Here is a 14,548-nt window from a genome sequence, read left to right on the forward strand (position 1 = left end):
GGGATCATCTAGCCACGCGAACCATGACGGCTCTCGACATCCTCGTGCTGCTTATGGTCGGCGGCGGCCTGGTCTTCGGATTCCTGCGCGGCTTCGTGTGGGAGGTGCTCTCCCTCTTCGCCTGGGTGGGAGCGATCATCGCGCTGAAGCTGTTTCACGAACCGGTCGCCGCCTATCTGACCGAATCGGTCGGGACGGAGTCGGGGGCCGCCGTGCTCGCCTTCGCGCTGGTGTTCGGCCTTGTCTTCATCATCGGCAAGCTGCTGGCCCGCCGCATCGGCCGCGCCACCCGCAACTCGATCGTGGGGCCGGTGGACCGGGTTCTGGGTGGCGGCTTCGGGGTGCTCAAGGGCTTGATCGGCGCGACTTTGCTCTTCCTCGCCGCAAACCTCGTCTATGATTTCTTCTACACGACCCGCGGCGCGCGGCCGGACTGGATGCTCGCCTCGCGCACCTATCCGCTGCTCAACGCCAGCGGGCGCGCCATCGTCGATTTCGTCGAGACCCGCCGGGCCGGCGAGGACGAGGAGGCGGCGGCGGAATGACCGAAATCCGGCTCCACGACACCATGGCGCGCGAGAAGCGGCTGTTCGAGCCCCTCGATCCCAGTCGCGTGACCCTCTACGTCTGCGGCCCCACCGTCTACAACCGCGCTCATATCGGCAATGCGCGGCCGGCGGTGGTGTTCGACGTCCTCGCCCGCCTGCTGCGTCACCGCTATGGCGAGGACAGCCTCGTCTATGCCCGCAACGTCACCGACGTCGACGACAAGATCATCGCCGCCGCCGAAGCCGAGGCTGTCGATCCGTCGGTCATCACCGCCCGCTACGAGGATTTCTACCTGGCCGACATGGGGGCGCTCGGCGTTCGGCCGCCGACGCTGGCGCCCAGGGCCACCGAGAATGTCGGCGAGATGATCTCGATGATCGCCCGGCTGATCGAGGCCGGCCACGCCTATGAAGCGGACGGGCACGTCCTGTTCCATGTGCCGAGCGATCCCGATTACGGCGCGCTCGGGCGGCGCGACCGCGAGGCGATGATCGCCGGCGCGCGGGTCGAGATCGCGACCTACAAGAAGGACCCGGCCGACTTCGTGCTGTGGAAGCCGTCGCAGCCCGGAGTGATCGGCTGGGACAGCCCGTGGGGGAGGGGGCGTCCCGGCTGGCACATCGAATGCTCGGCCATGATCGAGGCGCATCTCGGGCAGACGATCGACATCCATGCCGGCGGCCTCGATCTCATCTTCCCGCACCACGAGAATGAGATCGCCCAGAGCCGCTGCGCCCATGGCGGCGCGCCGCTCGCCCGCTACTGGCTTCACAACGGCTTCCTCTCCATGGCCGGCGGCGAGAAGATGTCGAAGAGCCTCGGCAATGTCGTCACCGTCGCCGAGCTGCTGGATGAGGGGCACAGGGGCGAGACGCTGCGCCTCGCCTTGCTCTCCGCCCATTACCGCCAGCCGCTCGAATGGTCGTCGCAGCTCATCGCCCAGAGCAAGGCGACGCTCGACCGGCTGTATCGAGCGGCGGCGGATGCGGCGCCTGGCGAGGCCGATGCCGGCGTCGTCGAGGCGATCGCCGACGACCTCAACACACCGCTCGCCCTTTCGCGCCTGGCGGCGATCGACGATCCGGCCACGCTTCGCGCGAGCGCGGCGCTCCTGGGGCTGCTCGCCGACAGCGCGGCGGCCTGGTTCCAGGGAGAGGGCGACACCCGCATCGACGGACTGATCGAGGCCCGGGCCGAGGCCAAGCGCCGGAAGGACTATGCCGAGGCCGACCGGATCCGTGCCGACCTTGCCGGCGAGGGCATTCTCCTGGAAGACGGCCCGACGGGGACGACCTGGCGGCGCGCCTGATACGGAAAGCGGATGCGCTCGGGTCCTCGCGACCTTATATGCCCGCTTGATGGCTACGACCCTCTATAACCGGGACATATTGCGGCTCGCCGCTTCGATACCCCATCTCGGCCGCCTCGATCAGCCGCAGGCGAGCTCCGAGAAGCGCTCGCCTGTCTGCGGCAGCTGGGTGGCGGTGGACGTGGTGCTGGACGAGGAAGGGCGCGTGGCGGCGCTGGGGCAGGAGGTGAAGGCCTGCGCACTCGGCCAGGCCTCGGCCGCCCTGATGGGAGCTGCCGCGCTGGGCCGTGGGCCCCGCGAGCTGGACGAGGCCCGTAATGCGTTGGCCGGCTATCTGCGCGGCGAGCGGGCCGATCCTGGCGAATGGCCGGGGCTCGACATCTTCAGCGGGGCGCGGGCCTATAAGGCGAGGCATCCCTCCATCCTCCTCGCGTTCGAGGCGGTGGCCGAAGCGGCGGCGGAAGCCTCGCGCTGATGGGGCCGGCGACCGCTCCGGTCGAGCAGGTTGCCGTCGAAGCCACCGCGCTTGTTCTCCGCGACGGAGTCATCCTGCTCGGGGCGGCGATGCTGTTCGTCACCCTGTTCCGCCGCTTCGGCCTCGGCGCCGTGCTCGGCTATCTCGTCGCCGGAGCGCTGGTCGGACCCGACGGTCTCGGCCTCGTCAACGCCGGCGAGGCGATGCTGCACATCGCCGATTTCGGGATCGTGCTGCTGCTCTTCCTGGTTGGCCTGGAACTCAATCCGAGCCGCCTGTGGCGATTGAAGCAGGACATATTCGGGTTCGGCCTGCTGCAGGTCGTCGTCACCGGCCTGGCTCTCACCGGCCTCGTCTATGTCGCGACCGGCTTCACGCTCGCGGCTTCGCTCGCCATCGGCCTGCCGCTCGCCCTCTCATCCACCGCGCAGGTGCTGCCGAGCCTTCGTTCCTCGGGCGACATCCATGGTCCGACGGGGGAGCGCGCCTTCTCGATCCTGCTGTTCCAGGATCTCTCGATCGTCCCGCTCATCACCATCATCGCGGCGCTGTCCCGCGCGCCGGCCGATCCCTCGACGCCGCCTGGCTGGCTGCTCGGCATCTATACCGTCGCCGCGATCGTCGGGCTCGTCCTCGCCGGCCGGTTCATCATCAATCCGCTGTTCCGGATCGTCGGCCGGGTCAGCGAGCGGGAGCTGTTCGTCGTCGCCGGACTGTTCACCGTTCTCGCCAGCGCCGCGGTGATGGAGGCACTGCACCTCTCCACCGCCCTCGGCGCCTTCGTCGCCGGCGTGATGCTGGCCGACTCGCCCTACCGCCACGAGCTCGAAGCGGACATCGAGCCGTTCCGATCGATCCTGCTCGGCCTGTTCTTCGTCGCGGTCGGCATGATGCTCGACATCGGCGCCATCGCCAGCCGCCCCGGCTTCGTCATCGGCATGGCGCTGGCGTTGATCGCCGTGAAGGCGGCCGTGCTGTTCGCGCTGGCGAGAATGTTCGGCATGGACAATCGGCGGGCGGTGAAGCTCGGCCTGCTCCTGAGCCAGGGCGGCGAGTTCGGCTTCGTGCTGTTCGCAGCCGCCCAGTCGGCGATGCTCATCGCCACCGAAGCCGCCAGCCTGTTCGGCGCCATCGTCACCATCTCGATGGCTTCGACGCCCTTTTTGATGAAGTTCAACGACTGGATGGATCGCCGCGCCGGCGGCCGCGAGGATGCCGGGCTGGAGGGGCCGGAAGCCTCCCCAGAAGCGGGCGCGATCGTCATAGGCTATGGTCGCTTCGGCCAGACCGTGGCGCAGATGCTGATGGCGAAAGGAATCGGTGTCACCCTGATCGATTCCCGGCCCGAGCAGATCGAGGCCAGCGGCGCCTTCGGCATGAAGGTCTATTATGGCGACGGCACGCGGCTCGACCTGCTGCGCTCCGCCGGCGCCGCCGAGGCGCGGGCGCTGCTCTTCTGCCATGACGGGATCCGGCTCGGCAAAGCGCGGCTGGAGCCCATCCTCGAAGCCTTTCCGCAGGCGGCAGTGTTCGTCCGCGCCTTCGACCGCAGGCATCTCATGGATCTCGACGGGCTCGATCTCTCCGGCGCCTACCGGGAGGTGTTCGAATCGGCCATCCTCATGGGCAGGGAGGCGCTCGGCCAGCTCGGCCTTCCGGAGGAGGAAGTGGCGCGGGTGGAGCGCGCCTATCGCGATCGGGACCGGGAACGCCTGGAGGAGCAAAGCAAGTCGGGCGACCTCCACACGCTGAAGGAGCGCATGTTCCGCCCGGACAATCCGCTCGACGACGCCGACCCGGTCTAACCACCCCCGGAATCGAGGAACGCGCGAACGTCCGCGATCACCTGGGCACGCCTCAAGGCGTCGCCTTCCACTTCGCCAGCGCCTCGACGATGCGCTGGACCGTGCGCTCGTGCGGCGCCGGCGCGCTATGGATGTGGAGGTGCGCCTCGGCGTAGATGGGGTTTCGCGCGCTCGCGAGCCTTTGCAGGATCGGGCCGGGCTCCTTGTCCCTCAGCAGCGGCCGGTGATCGCGCCGCGAGACCCGTGCGCTGAGCGTCTCCACGTCGGCGTCGAGCCAGATGGCGACGCAGCGCTCCAGGATCATCGCCCGCGTCTCGTCGTTGATGAAAGCGCCGCCGCCGGTTGCGATGACCTTGGGCGGCCCTTCGATCAGCCGCGCGATCACTCGCCGCTCGCCGTCGCGGAAGCTGCCTTCGCCGAAATGATCGAAGATTTCGGAGATGCTGCGGTCGGCCGCTCGCTCGATTTCTTCGTCGGAATCGACGAAGGGAAGGCCGAGCCTTCGCGCCAGGCGCTTGCCGACGGTCGATTTTCCGGCTCCCATCAGGCCGACAAGGACGATCGATCGGTCCGAAAGGGGCGCGGCCTTGGGCATTTCGCCGGGGCTATACATGGAGCGCATGCCTGGGGCAAAAGGCCCGCCATGCGCAACAGACTCTCTCCTCCCCGGCGGCGCCGGTCGCCGCTTCCCACGATCCTCGTCATCCTGCTCGTCCTGATCATCGGCGGCACCTTCTATCTTTCCACCGTCGACACCGAGGTCGCGACCACGCGAATCGAGCAGGACGTGACCAATGAAGCGCTGGCGGACTAAGCTTCTCCTCCTCGGCGGCGCCGCGGCGCTCGGCCTCGCCATCCCGGCCATCGGCCAGGAGGCGCCCGAATCGCTGCTGCCCCCGGGCTTCGGCGATCCCGAGGCCCTGCCGCCGCCGGTCGAGCAGCCGCCCACACCGCCTCCGGGCACGCCGCCGCCCACGTCTGACGTGCCGCTGGTGTCGTCGCCCTCGCTGGCGCCCGGCGAGGAGGAACTGCAATCGCTCGAAGAAGCACTGGACCTGCCCGAGCCGATCGAGATTCCGGACGCGTCGCGACGGCCGGTCGATATCGTGGGACCGCTGGGACCCCGCGCCTGGGGGCTGGGCACGGGCGCGTTCGGCGATGCCAATGGCCGCTATCTCTCCACACTGATGCGCCGCCTCGACGCGCCGCTGCCCTCGCGCTGGACGTCGATCCTGTTGCGGCGCGCGCTGCTGTCCCGCGTGCCGGCGCCCTCCCACGTCCATCCGGTCGACTGGGTCGCCGAGCGGGCATGGCTTCTGCTGCGGATGGGCGAGGCCGACGGGGCGCGCATGCTGACCCAGGCCATCGACGTCGACCGGTTCACGCCCAAGATGTTCGCCATCGCCGTGCAGACCTCTCTCGCCGGGGCCGATCCGGCGGGCCTTTGTCCCTTGATCGAGCCGGGCCGGGAGACGTCGGACGAGCCGGTCTGGGTGCTGGGCGATGCGATGTGCGCGGCATTGGCCGGCGAGCCCAGCCGGGCGAGCGAACTCATCGACCGGGCGCGGAGCCGCGGGCGGGCCGGCGGCATCGACGTCAGCCTTGCCGAGAAGGTGATCGGCGCCGGCACCAACACCCGGCGCGCGGTCACCATCGAATGGGAGAATGTCGATGCGCTCAACAGCTGGCGTTTCGGTCTCGCCAGCGCCACCGGAATCGAGGTGCCGGACCGGCTGATGAACCTCGCCGGGCCGCATGTGCGTGCGTGGAAGGCGCGGGCGCCGATGCTGCCGATCGACCAGAGATTGCAGGCGGCGGACTGGGCGGCGTCGCTCGGCGTCTTCTCCAACGCCTCGCTGGTCGAGATGTACAGCTTGATCGCGGACACGACCGACCCCTCGGAAATCACCGAATCGGTCGGTGGGCGTCTTCGCCAGGCCTATGCGGCGCCGACGCTGCAGGCACGCATGACGGCGATGCGGGGCTTGTGGACGGAAGCCGAAACCCCGGTCCAGCGCCACGCACGCCGTATCCTCACCGCATCGGCCGCGGCCCGGATGACGCCGAACGAAGCACTCGCCGGCGACGCCGAGGACCTCATCGCGTCGATGCTCACCGCCGGCTATGACGAACGGGCGGCGCGATGGGGCAATGTCGTCGGAGCGATGGACGATGCCGAGGCCGACGGCGCCTGGGCGCTGCTCGCGGTCGCTTCGGAGCGCCCGACGGTCGACATCTCCTCGGGCCGCATTGAAGCCTTCCTGAATCGCGATGACGGCGAAGATCGGCTGAAATCGAAGATGCTGGTGGCGGCGCTCGCCGGACTGGGCCGGATCGAGGCCGATGGCGGACTCGCGGGGGAGCTGGACCTTCAACTCGGGGCCGAGAATGTGTGGACCCGCGCGCTCGACCAGGCGGCGCGGTCGCGCCAGCCCGGCACGGTCGCGCTGCTCGCCGGCGTCGGCATGCAGACCGGCGGCTGGCGCGGCGTTCCACCCGAGCACCTCTACCGCATCGTCAGGGCGCTGCGGCAGGTCGGCCTCGATTATTATGCGCGGATGATCGCCGCCGAGGCGCTGGCGCGGCTGTGACCGCCGCGGGCGAGGATCGGCAGCTGATCGCCGCCTTCCTCGAGATGATGGCGGCCGAGGCCGGGGCGGCTCGCAACACCCTGCTCGCCTATGAGCGGGACCTGCGCGGCGCGTCCGAACTCCTCGAGGGGCGCCTGGCTTCCGCATCGGCGGAGCGGCTGAAGAGCCTGGGCGAAGCCTGGCTGCCGCTGAAGCGCGGGACCGTCGCCCGCAAGGCGGCGGCACTGCGACGGTTCTATGCGTTCCTGGCCGACGAGGGCTTGCGTGCCGACGATCCCTCGGCCGCGCTCCCACGGCCCGCCAGCGAGCGTCCGATCCCGAAGGTCCTCGACCATGCTTCCGTCGATGCGCTTTTCCGGGAGATAGACCGCCGCAAGGGCAGCGGGCAGGATGGACCCGCTCTGCGCCTCGCCGCCCTGATCGAGCTGCTTTACGGATCGGGCCTGCGCGCCACCGAGCTCGTCTCGCTGCCGCGCAACGCGGTCTCGCCCGACAAGCCGTTCCTGATCCTGCGCGGCAAGGGCGGGCGGGAGCGGCTCGTGCCGATCTCCGATCGCGCACGTGCCGCGGTGGCCGAATGGGTGGCGCTGGTGCCGAGGGAGTCGCCTTGGCTCTTCCCGTCGGGCAAGAAGCATCTGAGCCGCGTCCGGCTGTATCAACTGCTGAAGGCGCTCGCCGCCGACGCGGGCATTCCGCCGGACCGCATCAGCCCGCACGTCCTTCGCCATGCCTTTGCGACCCATTTGCTGGAAGGCGGCGCGGACCTGCGCGCGCTGCAGATGCTGCTCGGCCATGCCGACATTGCCACCACCCAAATCTACACCCATGTCGACAGCCGGCGGCTGGTCGAGCTGGTCAACAGCCGCCACCCGCTCGTTGACGACAGGCGCAAAGCCACCTAACCCGCCCGGTTCATGGCGACCTTTCTCGATTTCGAAAAACCGATTGCGGAGCTGGACGCGCGCGTGCGCGAACTGCGCGAAACTGCCGATGCCGGCGAGCTCAACATCGATTCCGAAATCGAGAAGCTTCAGGCGAAATCCGAAAAGCTGTTGCGCGACACTTACGGCCGGCTGACGCCCTGGCAGAAGACGCAGGTCGCCCGTCACCCGGAACGGCCGCATTTCAAGGATTATGTCGCCGGACTTGTCGACAATTTCGTGCCGTTGGCCGGGGACCGCGCCTTCGGCGACGACCAGGCGATCATCGGCGGCCTCGGCAAGCTGAACGGCCGCAAGATCCTCCTGATCGGCCATGAGAAAGGCGACGATACCGCCAGCCGCCTCAAGCATAATTTCGGGATGGCCAAGCCGGAGGGTTATCGCAAGGCGATCCGCCTGATGCAGCTCGCCGACCGCTTCGGCCTGCCGGTGGTGACGCTGGTCGACACGCCCGGGGCCTTTCCCGGCGTCCAGGCCGAGGAGCGAGGACAGGCGGAAGCCATCGCCCGCTCGACCGAAGTCTGTCTCGCCCTTTCGGTTCCCGTCGTCGCCGCGGTCGTGGGCGAGGGCGGGTCGGGCGGGGCCATTGCCCTTGCCGCCGCCAATCGGGTGCTGATGCTTGAGCATTCGGTCTATGCCGTGATCTCGCCCGAGGGCTGTGCCTCCATCCTGTGGCGCACGGCCGAGAAGGCGGCGGATGCGGCCGAGGCGATGCGCGTGACGGCAGGCGACCTCAGGGAGCTGGGCGTCATCGATCGGATCGTCCCGGAGCCCCTGGGCGGTGCCCATCGCTCCGCGGCCGAAGCAATCGCCATGCTGGGTTCCGCGATCGGCGAGGAGCTCGATCAGCTTTCGCGGCTCTCCCCCGAGGAAGTGCGCGCCCAGCGGCGGGCCAAGTTCCTGGCGATCAGCTAGCCTCCCGCGCCGGCTCATGCAGCCGGCGGAACCTCGCCGGCTATTCCGTGTTCATTTCGGAACGCTATCGTTCCGGCGAACAGGAGTACGATCCCATGAAACTCAAGATGCTGCTGGCGCTCGGCGCCTCGCTTGCAACCATCGGCTGCGCCGCCGGAGGTCTTACCGGAGATCCCGGGAGCCGCTCTATCTCGCAGAATGCGCAGCAGGCGGCGGCGCAGCAACATCCTCAGGTGGTGGCGGAGTTCGGGGGCACCGTCGATGCCAATCGCAGCGCTTATGTCGCGGCGGTGGGAAGCAAGGTCGCGGCGCAATCCGGCATTCAGGGGGGCGGCAGCGGCGCCTATACGATCACCACTTTGAACTCGCCGGTCCTCAACGCCTTCGCCGTTCCGGGCGGCTATGTCTACATTACGCGCCAGCTTCTCGGCCTCATGGACGACGAGGCGGAGCTCGCCTCGGTGCTCGGCCACGAGATCGGCCATATCGCCGCCGATCATTCGCGCGGGCGCCAGAACAGGGGCCTTCTTACGCAGCTGGGCGCATTGGCGGTCGGCATCCTCACCGGCTCGGGTGATCTCGCCCAGCTCGCCGGGACGGTGGGGCAGGGCCTGTTCCTCAGCTATTCGCGCGAGCAGGAATATGAGGCCGATGCGCTTGGCATCCGATACATGTCGGCCGCGGGATACGACGCCGATGCCTCGGCCAGCCTGCTCGCCTCGCTCGGCGCGGCCGAGAATTTAGACAACCGCATCGCCGGCCAGGACCAGCGCTCGGTGCCGAGCTGGGCCCGCACCCATCCCTTGAGCGAGGATCGTGTCAACCGCGCCACCGCGCTCGCCGGGCAAGTTCAGTCGGCGGGCACAGGTATTCGCAATAGAGACCAGTTGCTCAACGCCGTAGACGGCATGATCTGGGACGACGATCCCGCCCAGGGCGTGGTGCGCGGGAACCGCTTCCTGCACCCGGACCTCCGTCTCGCCTTCTCGGTGCCGCAGGGATTCGGCATCCAGAACGGTAGCCGGGCGGTCAGCATCACCGGCTCTAACGGCCAGGCGCAATTTTCGGGTGGAGCGTTCACCGGCGGCCTGGGATCCTATATCGGCCAAGTTTTCCAGGCCCTTGCCGGCGGGCAGGGCCAGATCAATTTCCCGCCGCCGCAGTCGACCAGCGTCAACGGCATTCCCGCCGCCTATTCGACCGCGCGCGCCAATACGAGCCAGGGGCAGCTGGACGTGACGGTCTTCGCCTATCAATGGGATCCCGACACCGTCTATCATTTCGCGATGATCACGCCGGCCGGGAGCGGCATCGGACCGTTCACCTCGATGGTGGGTTCGCTCGACCGGCTGAGCGCCAGTGAAGCGGCGTCGATCCGGCCGCGAGTCATCGATGTCGTGACGGTGCGTTCCGGCGACACCGTACAGTCGCTCGCGAGCCGCATGGCCTATGACGACTATAAGCTGGAGCGCTTCCTGGTGCTGAACTCGCTCAGCGCCAACAGCCAATTGACGCCCGGAAGCAAGGTAAAGCTGGTCGTCTACGGAAATCGATAAAAGAAAAGGGCGGCGAAACCAGGTTCCGCCGCCCGATCGTTCTGCGGTCAAACCTTACTGGGGCTGGCCGGTAGCCATCGTGGTGTTGACCTCGTTAAAGGTATTGCCGAGCTGTTCACCCAGGCCAGACATGGCGGTAATGGCAGCGACGGCGATCAGAGCGGCGATGAGGCCGTATTCGATCGCGGTGGCGCCCTTTTCATTATTCAGCAATTTGCGAAAAATCTTCATTTCCGGTCTCCTGTTCCATCGCTCTGGAAGTCCACACTTCCATGCCGCCTTCCTGTCCTTAGCTCGGGAGGCGAGCAGTCTCCGGTTTTAGGTGCGAGAAGTTTTCAAAATGTTAATGCGGGAGATTGTTACTGGCTGGCATCGACGACTGCGTCCGAGACATTGTTCCACATCTCGGTGGTGGTACCAGCGACCTGCAGCAGGGCCCCGATCATCGCGATCACTATCAGCGAGACGATCAGCCCATATTCGACGGCGGTCGCGCCGCGCTCGTCGATCAGCAGTGTTGATGTCCGGTGTGCCATTTCCTACCCCGCAGGTGAGGAACAAAAATGTCCTAACCTCGGCACGAATATCCCTGCCGTCGTTAATCAAATCCTACCAAGAGGGTGATCGGTGGAAAATAATCCGACAATGACGGTGGTGGCGGCGGCGCTCGTCGACGGCGATGGGCGGGTTCTGCTGCAGCAGCGTTCGCCCGGGCGCTCCATGGCCGGTCTCTGGGAATTTCCCGGCGGCAAGGTGGAACAGGGCGAACTCCCCGAGACCGCTCTAACCCGGGAGTTGAAAGAAGAACTCGGGATCGACACCGACGCGGCGCATCTCGCGCCGGCGACCTTCGCGAGCGCCGACGTCGCCGGGCGCCACATGCTCCTTCTGCTCTATCTTTGCCGCGAATGGCATGGCGAGCCGCGGCCGCTCGACGCCGCCGGGCTCAAATGGGCCCGCCCGGAGGAGATGCGGTCGCTTGCCATGCCGCCCGCCGACGTGCCGCTGGTCCGCCTCCTCGAAGTTCTTATCCCGGCTTTTTGAGCGCCCTCGCCAGCGAGGCGGTGGCGCTGCCGCGGCGGGCGGGTTTTGGCTGGTCGGGCGAGGGGGACCAGGCGGTTAGGTAGAGTATCTCGAAATGCTCGGTCGTCTTGGCGGTCGTGTCGGCGTGCCGGGCGAAATCGGCCGTTGCCGCGGCGAGGCCGTGACGGCCGATCGGCCGCCTTGACCGCGAGGCGAGGATGTTGGTCGCCCCCATCGCTCTCAGATCACGGATCAGGCCGGCGAAGCTGGAAAAGCGGATGTCGATGCCTTCGGTGTCCGCCACGGGCAGGGTGAAGCCGGCGCGGGTAAGGAGGTCGCCCGCCGCCCGCACGTCGATCTGGGGATGGATGCGCGGGGCAGAGCCGTGGCCCTCCGCGTCTTCGGCCGCGTTCATCGCGCTCCTGAGGCGCGGCAGGCTTCCGGCTCCGGTGAAGGCGGCGAGGAATAGGCCGTCCGGACGAAGTATTCGGCGGATCAGCGTCAGCGCGCCCGGGAGGTCGTTGACGCTGTCGAGCACGCCGACGGACATGACCAGGTCGAATGCGCCGTCGCCGAAGGGGAGGCGATCCTCGTCGCACTGCACGCCCGCCGCGCCGCGCGCGAACGCCTCGCCGGCGTCTGCCGATACGACCTTGAGTCCCCGCTCGCGAAGCTGCTGCGAGAGGAAGCCGTCGCCGCAGCCGAGGTCGAGCGCATCGCTAAAGTCGCGCTTCACCCAGTCCAGCCGCTCGAGCAGCTCCTCCGCCGCCAAGCGGTGAAGATAATCGGCACCGGCTGAGGTGCGGGCGGCGCGGTCGCGGCGGAGGCGGCGGAGGCGGCGGTCGAAGGGAAGGTCGGGGTCCACGGCCGGGCTTGTGCAGCGGACGCGGCTGGGGAACAAGAGATTGATGCAGAGCGCGGTGACAGCGGCAAGGGGCGCCGTCCGCCAGATCCTGGATTTCGGGCTGCCGCCGCGATGTCCCGGTTGCGGCACGGTGGCGGAGGATGTGCATCGCTTCTGCCTTCACTGCTGGCAGCAGCTTCATTTCCTCGGCGAGCCTTGCTGCGCCCGGTGCGGCCTCCCATTCGACTATGATCCCGGGGCAGACGCCGAGTGCGCCGCCTGCCTGGCCGAGCCGCCTGCCTTCGACCGCCTCCGCGCCGCCGTCGCTTATGGAGAAATTGCCCGAAGGGTGGTGCTGAAGCTCAAATATAGCGGCCGGCCGGGCGTGGCGGAGACGCTCGCCCATTTCATGCGTCGTCACGTCGATGGCGAAGATGGCGACGCGATCCTCGCCCCGGTGCCGCTCCACCGCTGGCGGATCTGGAAGCGTGGCTACAATCAGGCCGCGCTGATCGCCTCCGCGCTCGGCCGCCGCACCGGTCTTGGGACCGATCTGGCGCTGATCGAGCGGGTGAAGGCGACGCCCAGGCTCAAGGGCAAGGGGCGGCGCGAGCGCGCGCTGGTCGTACGGGGCGCCTTCCGCCTCGGCGAAAAGGCGAAGACGCGCGTGAAAGGCCGCTCCGTGCTCCTTATCGACGATGTCTACACGACCGGCGCCACCGCCAACGCCTGTGCCAAGGCGCTGAAGCGGGCTGGGGCAGCGCGGGTGAACATTCTGTGCTGGGCGCGGGTTGTTCGGTCGGACGATTGACAATGGTGGTGAGGCGCCACAAGTCGGGCGCGGCGAATGAAGGGTGTCCCATGGCGCGCGTTGAAATCTATAGTAAAATGCTCTGCTCCTACTGCTTCCGGGCCAAGCGGCTGCTGGAGGAGAAGGGAACGGATTTCGAGGAATATGACATCAGCCTGGGTGGCGAGAAGCGGGCCGAGATGATCCAGCGCGCGAACGGCCGCACCACGGTGCCCCAAATCTTCATCGACGATCGTCATATCGGCGGCTTCGATGACCTTGCCGCGCTCGACCGCGCCGGCAAGCTCGACCCATTGCTCGAGGCCTGAATGCGGATCGCCCTTTATCAGGCTCAGACGGGCCTGGACCCGGAGGCCAATGCCCGCGACCTGGTCGGCGCGGTCGAAGGCGCGGCGGCGGGCGGCGCGGCGATGCTGTTCACCCCGGAGATGAGCGGACTTCTCGATCGGGATCGGGAACGGGCCGAACGGCATCTGAGGGACGAAGCGTCCGATCCGGTCCTCGCTGCCGTCCTCGCGGCCGCCCGCGACAAGGGCATCTGGGTTCATCTCGGCTCCCTGGCGCTGAAGGAGGCGAGGCCGGACGGGCGGCTCGTCAATCGGGGCTTCCTGATCGACGACAAGGGGACCATCCGGGCGCGGTACGACAAGATCCACCTGTTCGACGTCGACCTGCCGACCGGCGAGAGCTGGCGCGAATCCGCCGCCTATGCCGGGGGCGAGCGCAGCGTCGCCGCCGAAACCCCGCTGGGGGTGATGGGCCTCTCCATCTGTTACGACCTTCGCTTTCCGGACCTCTACCGGGCCCTCAGCAATGCGGGTGCGACGGTCCTCAGCATTCCGGCCGCCTTCACCGTGCCCACCGGGGAGGCGCACTGGCATGTGCTGCTGCGTGCGCGGGCGATCGAGGCGGGCGCGTTCGTGATTGCCGCGGCGCAGGCGGGCCGGCACCAGGATGGGCGCGAAACCTACGGCCACTCGCTGGTGGTCGATCCGTGGGGGAAGGTGCTCCTCGACATGGGGCGCGAGCCGGGTGTGGGCTTCGCGGACATCGATCTTGCAGAGGTCGAAGCGGTGCGCGGCCGGTTGCCGGCCATTCGCCACCGCCGTGCCATCGGCGAGCCGGAGCTTGCCCGATGATCGTCTTCGACCTCAAATGCGCCTCGGCGAGCCATGTCTTCGAGGGCTGGTTCGGATCCAGCGACGCGTTTGAGGATCAGCGCGGTCGCGGGCTGGTTGAATGTCCCGTCTGCGGCTCGCGCGAGGTCGAAAAGGCGGTGATGGCACCGCGCGTGGCGCCCAAGGGTAACCGGGCCGAGGCTCCGACCGAGATGCTGTCGTCCAATCCCGCAGCCGTGAAAGCGATGATGGCGCAGATGGCCGAGGCGCAGAAGAAGATGCTGGAAGGCTCCGACTATGTCGGCGACCGCTTCGCCGACGAGGCGCGGGCCATCCACCTGGGCGAGTCGGAGGCGCGCTCCATTCACGGGCGGGCCACCAGGGAACAAACCGACAGTTTGCTCGAAGACGGAATCAAGGTCGCGCCGCTGCCCTTCCCGGTGTTGGAACCCGGCCGCGAGAATTGACCGGAAGCGCGGTGCGGCTTAACCAGCCAGCCGGTCGGCCCCGTAGCTCAGCAGGATAGAGCAACTGATTCCTAATCAGTAGGCCACAGGTTCGAATCCTGTCGGGGTCACCATTTTCCGCCCACGGCTCGGTCGTTGCGCAAC

General features: G+C 67.9%; 18 protein-coding genes and 1 tRNA gene. 15 read left to right on the forward strand and 4 right to left on the reverse strand.

From position 1 onward, the window contains the following. Positions 1–23: 23 nt before the first annotated feature. The 4 genes from DF286_RS12405 to DF286_RS12420 are packed head-to-tail and all read left to right on the forward strand — an operon-like array spanning position 24 to position 4,138. Positions 24–545 (forward strand): CvpA family protein, encoded by a 522-nt coding sequence (locus DF286_RS12405; RefSeq protein WP_109271723.1) that lies wholly within the window; start codon positions 24–26, stop codon positions 543–545. Then, positions 542–1,858 (forward strand): cysteine--tRNA ligase, encoded by a 1,317-nt coding sequence (gene cysS / locus DF286_RS12410; protein WP_109271724.1) that lies wholly within the window; start codon positions 542–544, stop codon positions 1,856–1,858. Before DF286_RS12405 ends, cysS begins: the two co-directional genes overlap by 4 nt. Before the next feature lie 49 nt (positions 1,859–1,907). Then, positions 1,908–2,333, forward strand: coding sequence for an iron-sulfur cluster assembly scaffold protein (locus DF286_RS12415; protein WP_109271725.1), 426 nt, complete (start codon positions 1,908–1,910; stop codon positions 2,331–2,333). Next, positions 2,333–4,138, forward strand: coding sequence for a cation:proton antiporter domain-containing protein (locus tag DF286_RS12420; RefSeq protein WP_109271726.1), 1,806 nt, complete (start codon positions 2,333–2,335; stop codon positions 4,136–4,138). The genes DF286_RS12415 and DF286_RS12420 overlap by 1 nt, the downstream gene beginning before the upstream one ends. 52 nt (positions 4,139–4,190) lie before the next feature. Here the strand turns inward: DF286_RS12420 and DF286_RS12425 are convergent, their stop codons facing one another. After that, positions 4,191–4,751 carry a shikimate kinase gene (locus tag DF286_RS12425; RefSeq protein ID WP_109271727.1) on the reverse strand — a complete coding sequence of 187 codons (561 nt, stop codon included), beginning with the start codon at positions 4,749–4,751 and terminating at the stop codon, positions 4,191–4,193. A 30-nt stretch (positions 4,752–4,781) separates the two neighbouring features. Between DF286_RS12425 and DF286_RS15265 the strand changes: the two genes are divergently transcribed. The 5 genes from DF286_RS15265 (at position 4,782) to DF286_RS12445 (ending at position 10,141) form a co-directional block, all read left to right on the forward strand. After that, positions 4,782–4,952: a hypothetical protein gene (locus DF286_RS15265; RefSeq protein ID WP_170303962.1), complete on the forward strand. Its 171-nt coding sequence runs from the start codon at positions 4,782–4,784 to the stop codon at positions 4,950–4,952. After that, positions 4,933–6,729, forward strand: a complete 1,797-nt coding sequence (locus DF286_RS12430; RefSeq protein WP_109271728.1) for a hypothetical protein — start codon at positions 4,933–4,935, stop codon at positions 6,727–6,729. Before DF286_RS15265 ends, DF286_RS12430 begins: the two co-directional genes overlap by 20 nt. A 44-nt stretch (positions 6,730–6,773) precedes the next feature. After that, on the forward strand, positions 6,774–7,631 hold the full coding sequence (locus tag DF286_RS12435) for a tyrosine-type recombinase/integrase (protein ID WP_109272173.1): 858 nt from the start codon (positions 6,774–6,776) through the stop codon (positions 7,629–7,631). A gap of 12 nt (positions 7,632–7,643) precedes the next feature. Beyond that, the gene (locus tag DF286_RS12440; protein WP_109271729.1) at positions 7,644–8,585 is read left to right on the forward strand and encodes an acetyl-CoA carboxylase carboxyltransferase subunit alpha; all 942 of its coding nucleotides are present in this window, start codon (positions 7,644–7,646) and stop codon (positions 8,583–8,585) included. A gap of 95 nt (positions 8,586–8,680) precedes the next feature. After that, positions 8,681–10,141, forward strand: a complete 1,461-nt coding sequence (locus DF286_RS12445; protein ID WP_109271730.1) for a M48 family metalloprotease — start codon at positions 8,681–8,683, stop codon at positions 10,139–10,141. A 54-nt stretch (positions 10,142–10,195) separates the two neighbouring features. On the opposite strand, the gene DF286_RS12450 is transcribed toward DF286_RS12445, so the two are convergent. Continuing rightward, complete coding sequence (locus DF286_RS12450; RefSeq protein WP_109271731.1) at positions 10,196–10,372, reverse strand: Flp family type IVb pilin; 177 nt, start codon at positions 10,370–10,372, stop codon at positions 10,196–10,198. Positions 10,373–10,500: 128 nt separating this feature from the next. Continuing rightward, a complete protein-coding gene (locus DF286_RS12455) occupies positions 10,501–10,677 on the reverse strand; it encodes a Flp family type IVb pilin (RefSeq protein ID WP_109271732.1) in 177 nt (58 codons plus the stop codon). A gap of 109 nt (positions 10,678–10,786) precedes the next feature. On the opposite strand from DF286_RS12455, the gene DF286_RS12460 reads away from it, so the two are divergent. Beyond that, complete coding sequence (locus DF286_RS12460; RefSeq protein ID WP_109271733.1) at positions 10,787–11,185, forward strand: (deoxy)nucleoside triphosphate pyrophosphohydrolase; 399 nt, start codon at positions 10,787–10,789, stop codon at positions 11,183–11,185. Here DF286_RS12460 and DF286_RS12465 read toward each other — a convergent pair. Then, complete coding sequence (locus tag DF286_RS12465; RefSeq protein WP_243444821.1) at positions 11,169–12,029, reverse strand: methyltransferase domain-containing protein; 861 nt, start codon at positions 12,027–12,029, stop codon at positions 11,169–11,171. The genes DF286_RS12460 and DF286_RS12465 overlap by 17 nt on opposite strands. Before the next feature lie 43 nt (positions 12,030–12,072). Here DF286_RS12465 and DF286_RS12470 point away from each other — a divergent pair, with 43 nt between their 5' ends. The 5 genes from DF286_RS12470 (at position 12,073) to DF286_RS12490 (ending at position 14,517) form a co-directional block, all read left to right on the forward strand. Then, positions 12,073–12,819 carry a ComF family protein gene (locus DF286_RS12470; RefSeq protein WP_109271735.1) on the forward strand — a complete coding sequence of 249 codons (747 nt, stop codon included), beginning with the start codon at positions 12,073–12,075 and terminating at the stop codon, positions 12,817–12,819. A 50-nt stretch (positions 12,820–12,869) separates the two neighbouring features. Next, positions 12,870–13,127: a glutaredoxin 3 gene (gene grxC / locus DF286_RS12475; protein ID WP_109271736.1), complete on the forward strand. Its 258-nt coding sequence runs from the start codon at positions 12,870–12,872 to the stop codon at positions 13,125–13,127. Then, positions 13,128–13,958: a carbon-nitrogen hydrolase family protein gene (locus DF286_RS12480; protein ID WP_109271737.1), complete on the forward strand. Its 831-nt coding sequence runs from the start codon at positions 13,128–13,130 to the stop codon at positions 13,956–13,958. It begins immediately after the preceding gene. Continuing rightward, entirely contained in the window at positions 13,955–14,404 is a 450-nt protein-coding gene (locus tag DF286_RS12485) for a DUF1178 family protein (protein ID WP_109271738.1), read from the forward strand. Before DF286_RS12480 ends, DF286_RS12485 begins: the two co-directional genes overlap by 4 nt. 36 nt (positions 14,405–14,440) lie before the next feature. Next, positions 14,441–14,517 (forward strand) — tRNA-Arg (locus tag DF286_RS12490). Positions 14,518–14,548 lie beyond the last annotated feature (31 nt).

The organism is Sphingosinicella humi (assembly GCF_003129465.1).
Taxonomy (GTDB): Bacteria; Pseudomonadota; Alphaproteobacteria; order Sphingomonadales; family Sphingomonadaceae; genus Allosphingosinicella; species Allosphingosinicella humi.

Coding starts and splice junctions, on each gene's coding strand:
- DF286_RS12405 (WP_109271723.1), top strand. CDS start 24: ATGACGGCTCTCGACATCCTCGTGCTGCTTATGGTCGGCGGCGGCCTG.
- cysS (WP_109271724.1), top strand. CDS start 542: ATGACCGAAATCCGGCTCCACGACACCATGGCGCGCGAGAAGCGGCTG.
- DF286_RS12415 (WP_109271725.1), top strand. CDS start 1,908: ATGGCTACGACCCTCTATAACCGGGACATATTGCGGCTCGCCGCTTCG.
- DF286_RS12420 (WP_109271726.1), top strand. CDS start 2,333: ATGGGGCCGGCGACCGCTCCGGTCGAGCAGGTTGCCGTCGAAGCCACC.
- DF286_RS12425 (WP_109271727.1), bottom strand. CDS start 4,751: ATGTATAGCCCCGGCGAAATGCCCAAGGCCGCGCCCCTTTCGGACCGA.
- DF286_RS15265 (WP_170303962.1), top strand. CDS start 4,782: ATGCGCAACAGACTCTCTCCTCCCCGGCGGCGCCGGTCGCCGCTTCCC.
- DF286_RS12430 (WP_109271728.1), top strand. CDS start 4,933: ATGAAGCGCTGGCGGACTAAGCTTCTCCTCCTCGGCGGCGCCGCGGCG.
- DF286_RS12435 (WP_109272173.1), top strand. CDS start 6,774: ATGATGGCGGCCGAGGCCGGGGCGGCTCGCAACACCCTGCTCGCCTAT.
- DF286_RS12440 (WP_109271729.1), top strand. CDS start 7,644: ATGGCGACCTTTCTCGATTTCGAAAAACCGATTGCGGAGCTGGACGCG.
- DF286_RS12445 (WP_109271730.1), top strand. CDS start 8,681: ATGAAACTCAAGATGCTGCTGGCGCTCGGCGCCTCGCTTGCAACCATC.
- DF286_RS12450 (WP_109271731.1), bottom strand. CDS start 10,372: ATGAAGATTTTTCGCAAATTGCTGAATAATGAAAAGGGCGCCACCGCG.
- DF286_RS12455 (WP_109271732.1), bottom strand. CDS start 10,677: ATGGCACACCGGACATCAACACTGCTGATCGACGAGCGCGGCGCGACC.
- DF286_RS12460 (WP_109271733.1), top strand. CDS start 10,787: ATGACGGTGGTGGCGGCGGCGCTCGTCGACGGCGATGGGCGGGTTCTG.
- DF286_RS12470 (WP_109271735.1), top strand. CDS start 12,073: ATGCAGAGCGCGGTGACAGCGGCAAGGGGCGCCGTCCGCCAGATCCTG.
- grxC (WP_109271736.1), top strand. CDS start 12,870: ATGGCGCGCGTTGAAATCTATAGTAAAATGCTCTGCTCCTACTGCTTC.
- DF286_RS12480 (WP_109271737.1), top strand. CDS start 13,128: ATGCGGATCGCCCTTTATCAGGCTCAGACGGGCCTGGACCCGGAGGCC.
- DF286_RS12485 (WP_109271738.1), top strand. CDS start 13,955: ATGATCGTCTTCGACCTCAAATGCGCCTCGGCGAGCCATGTCTTCGAG.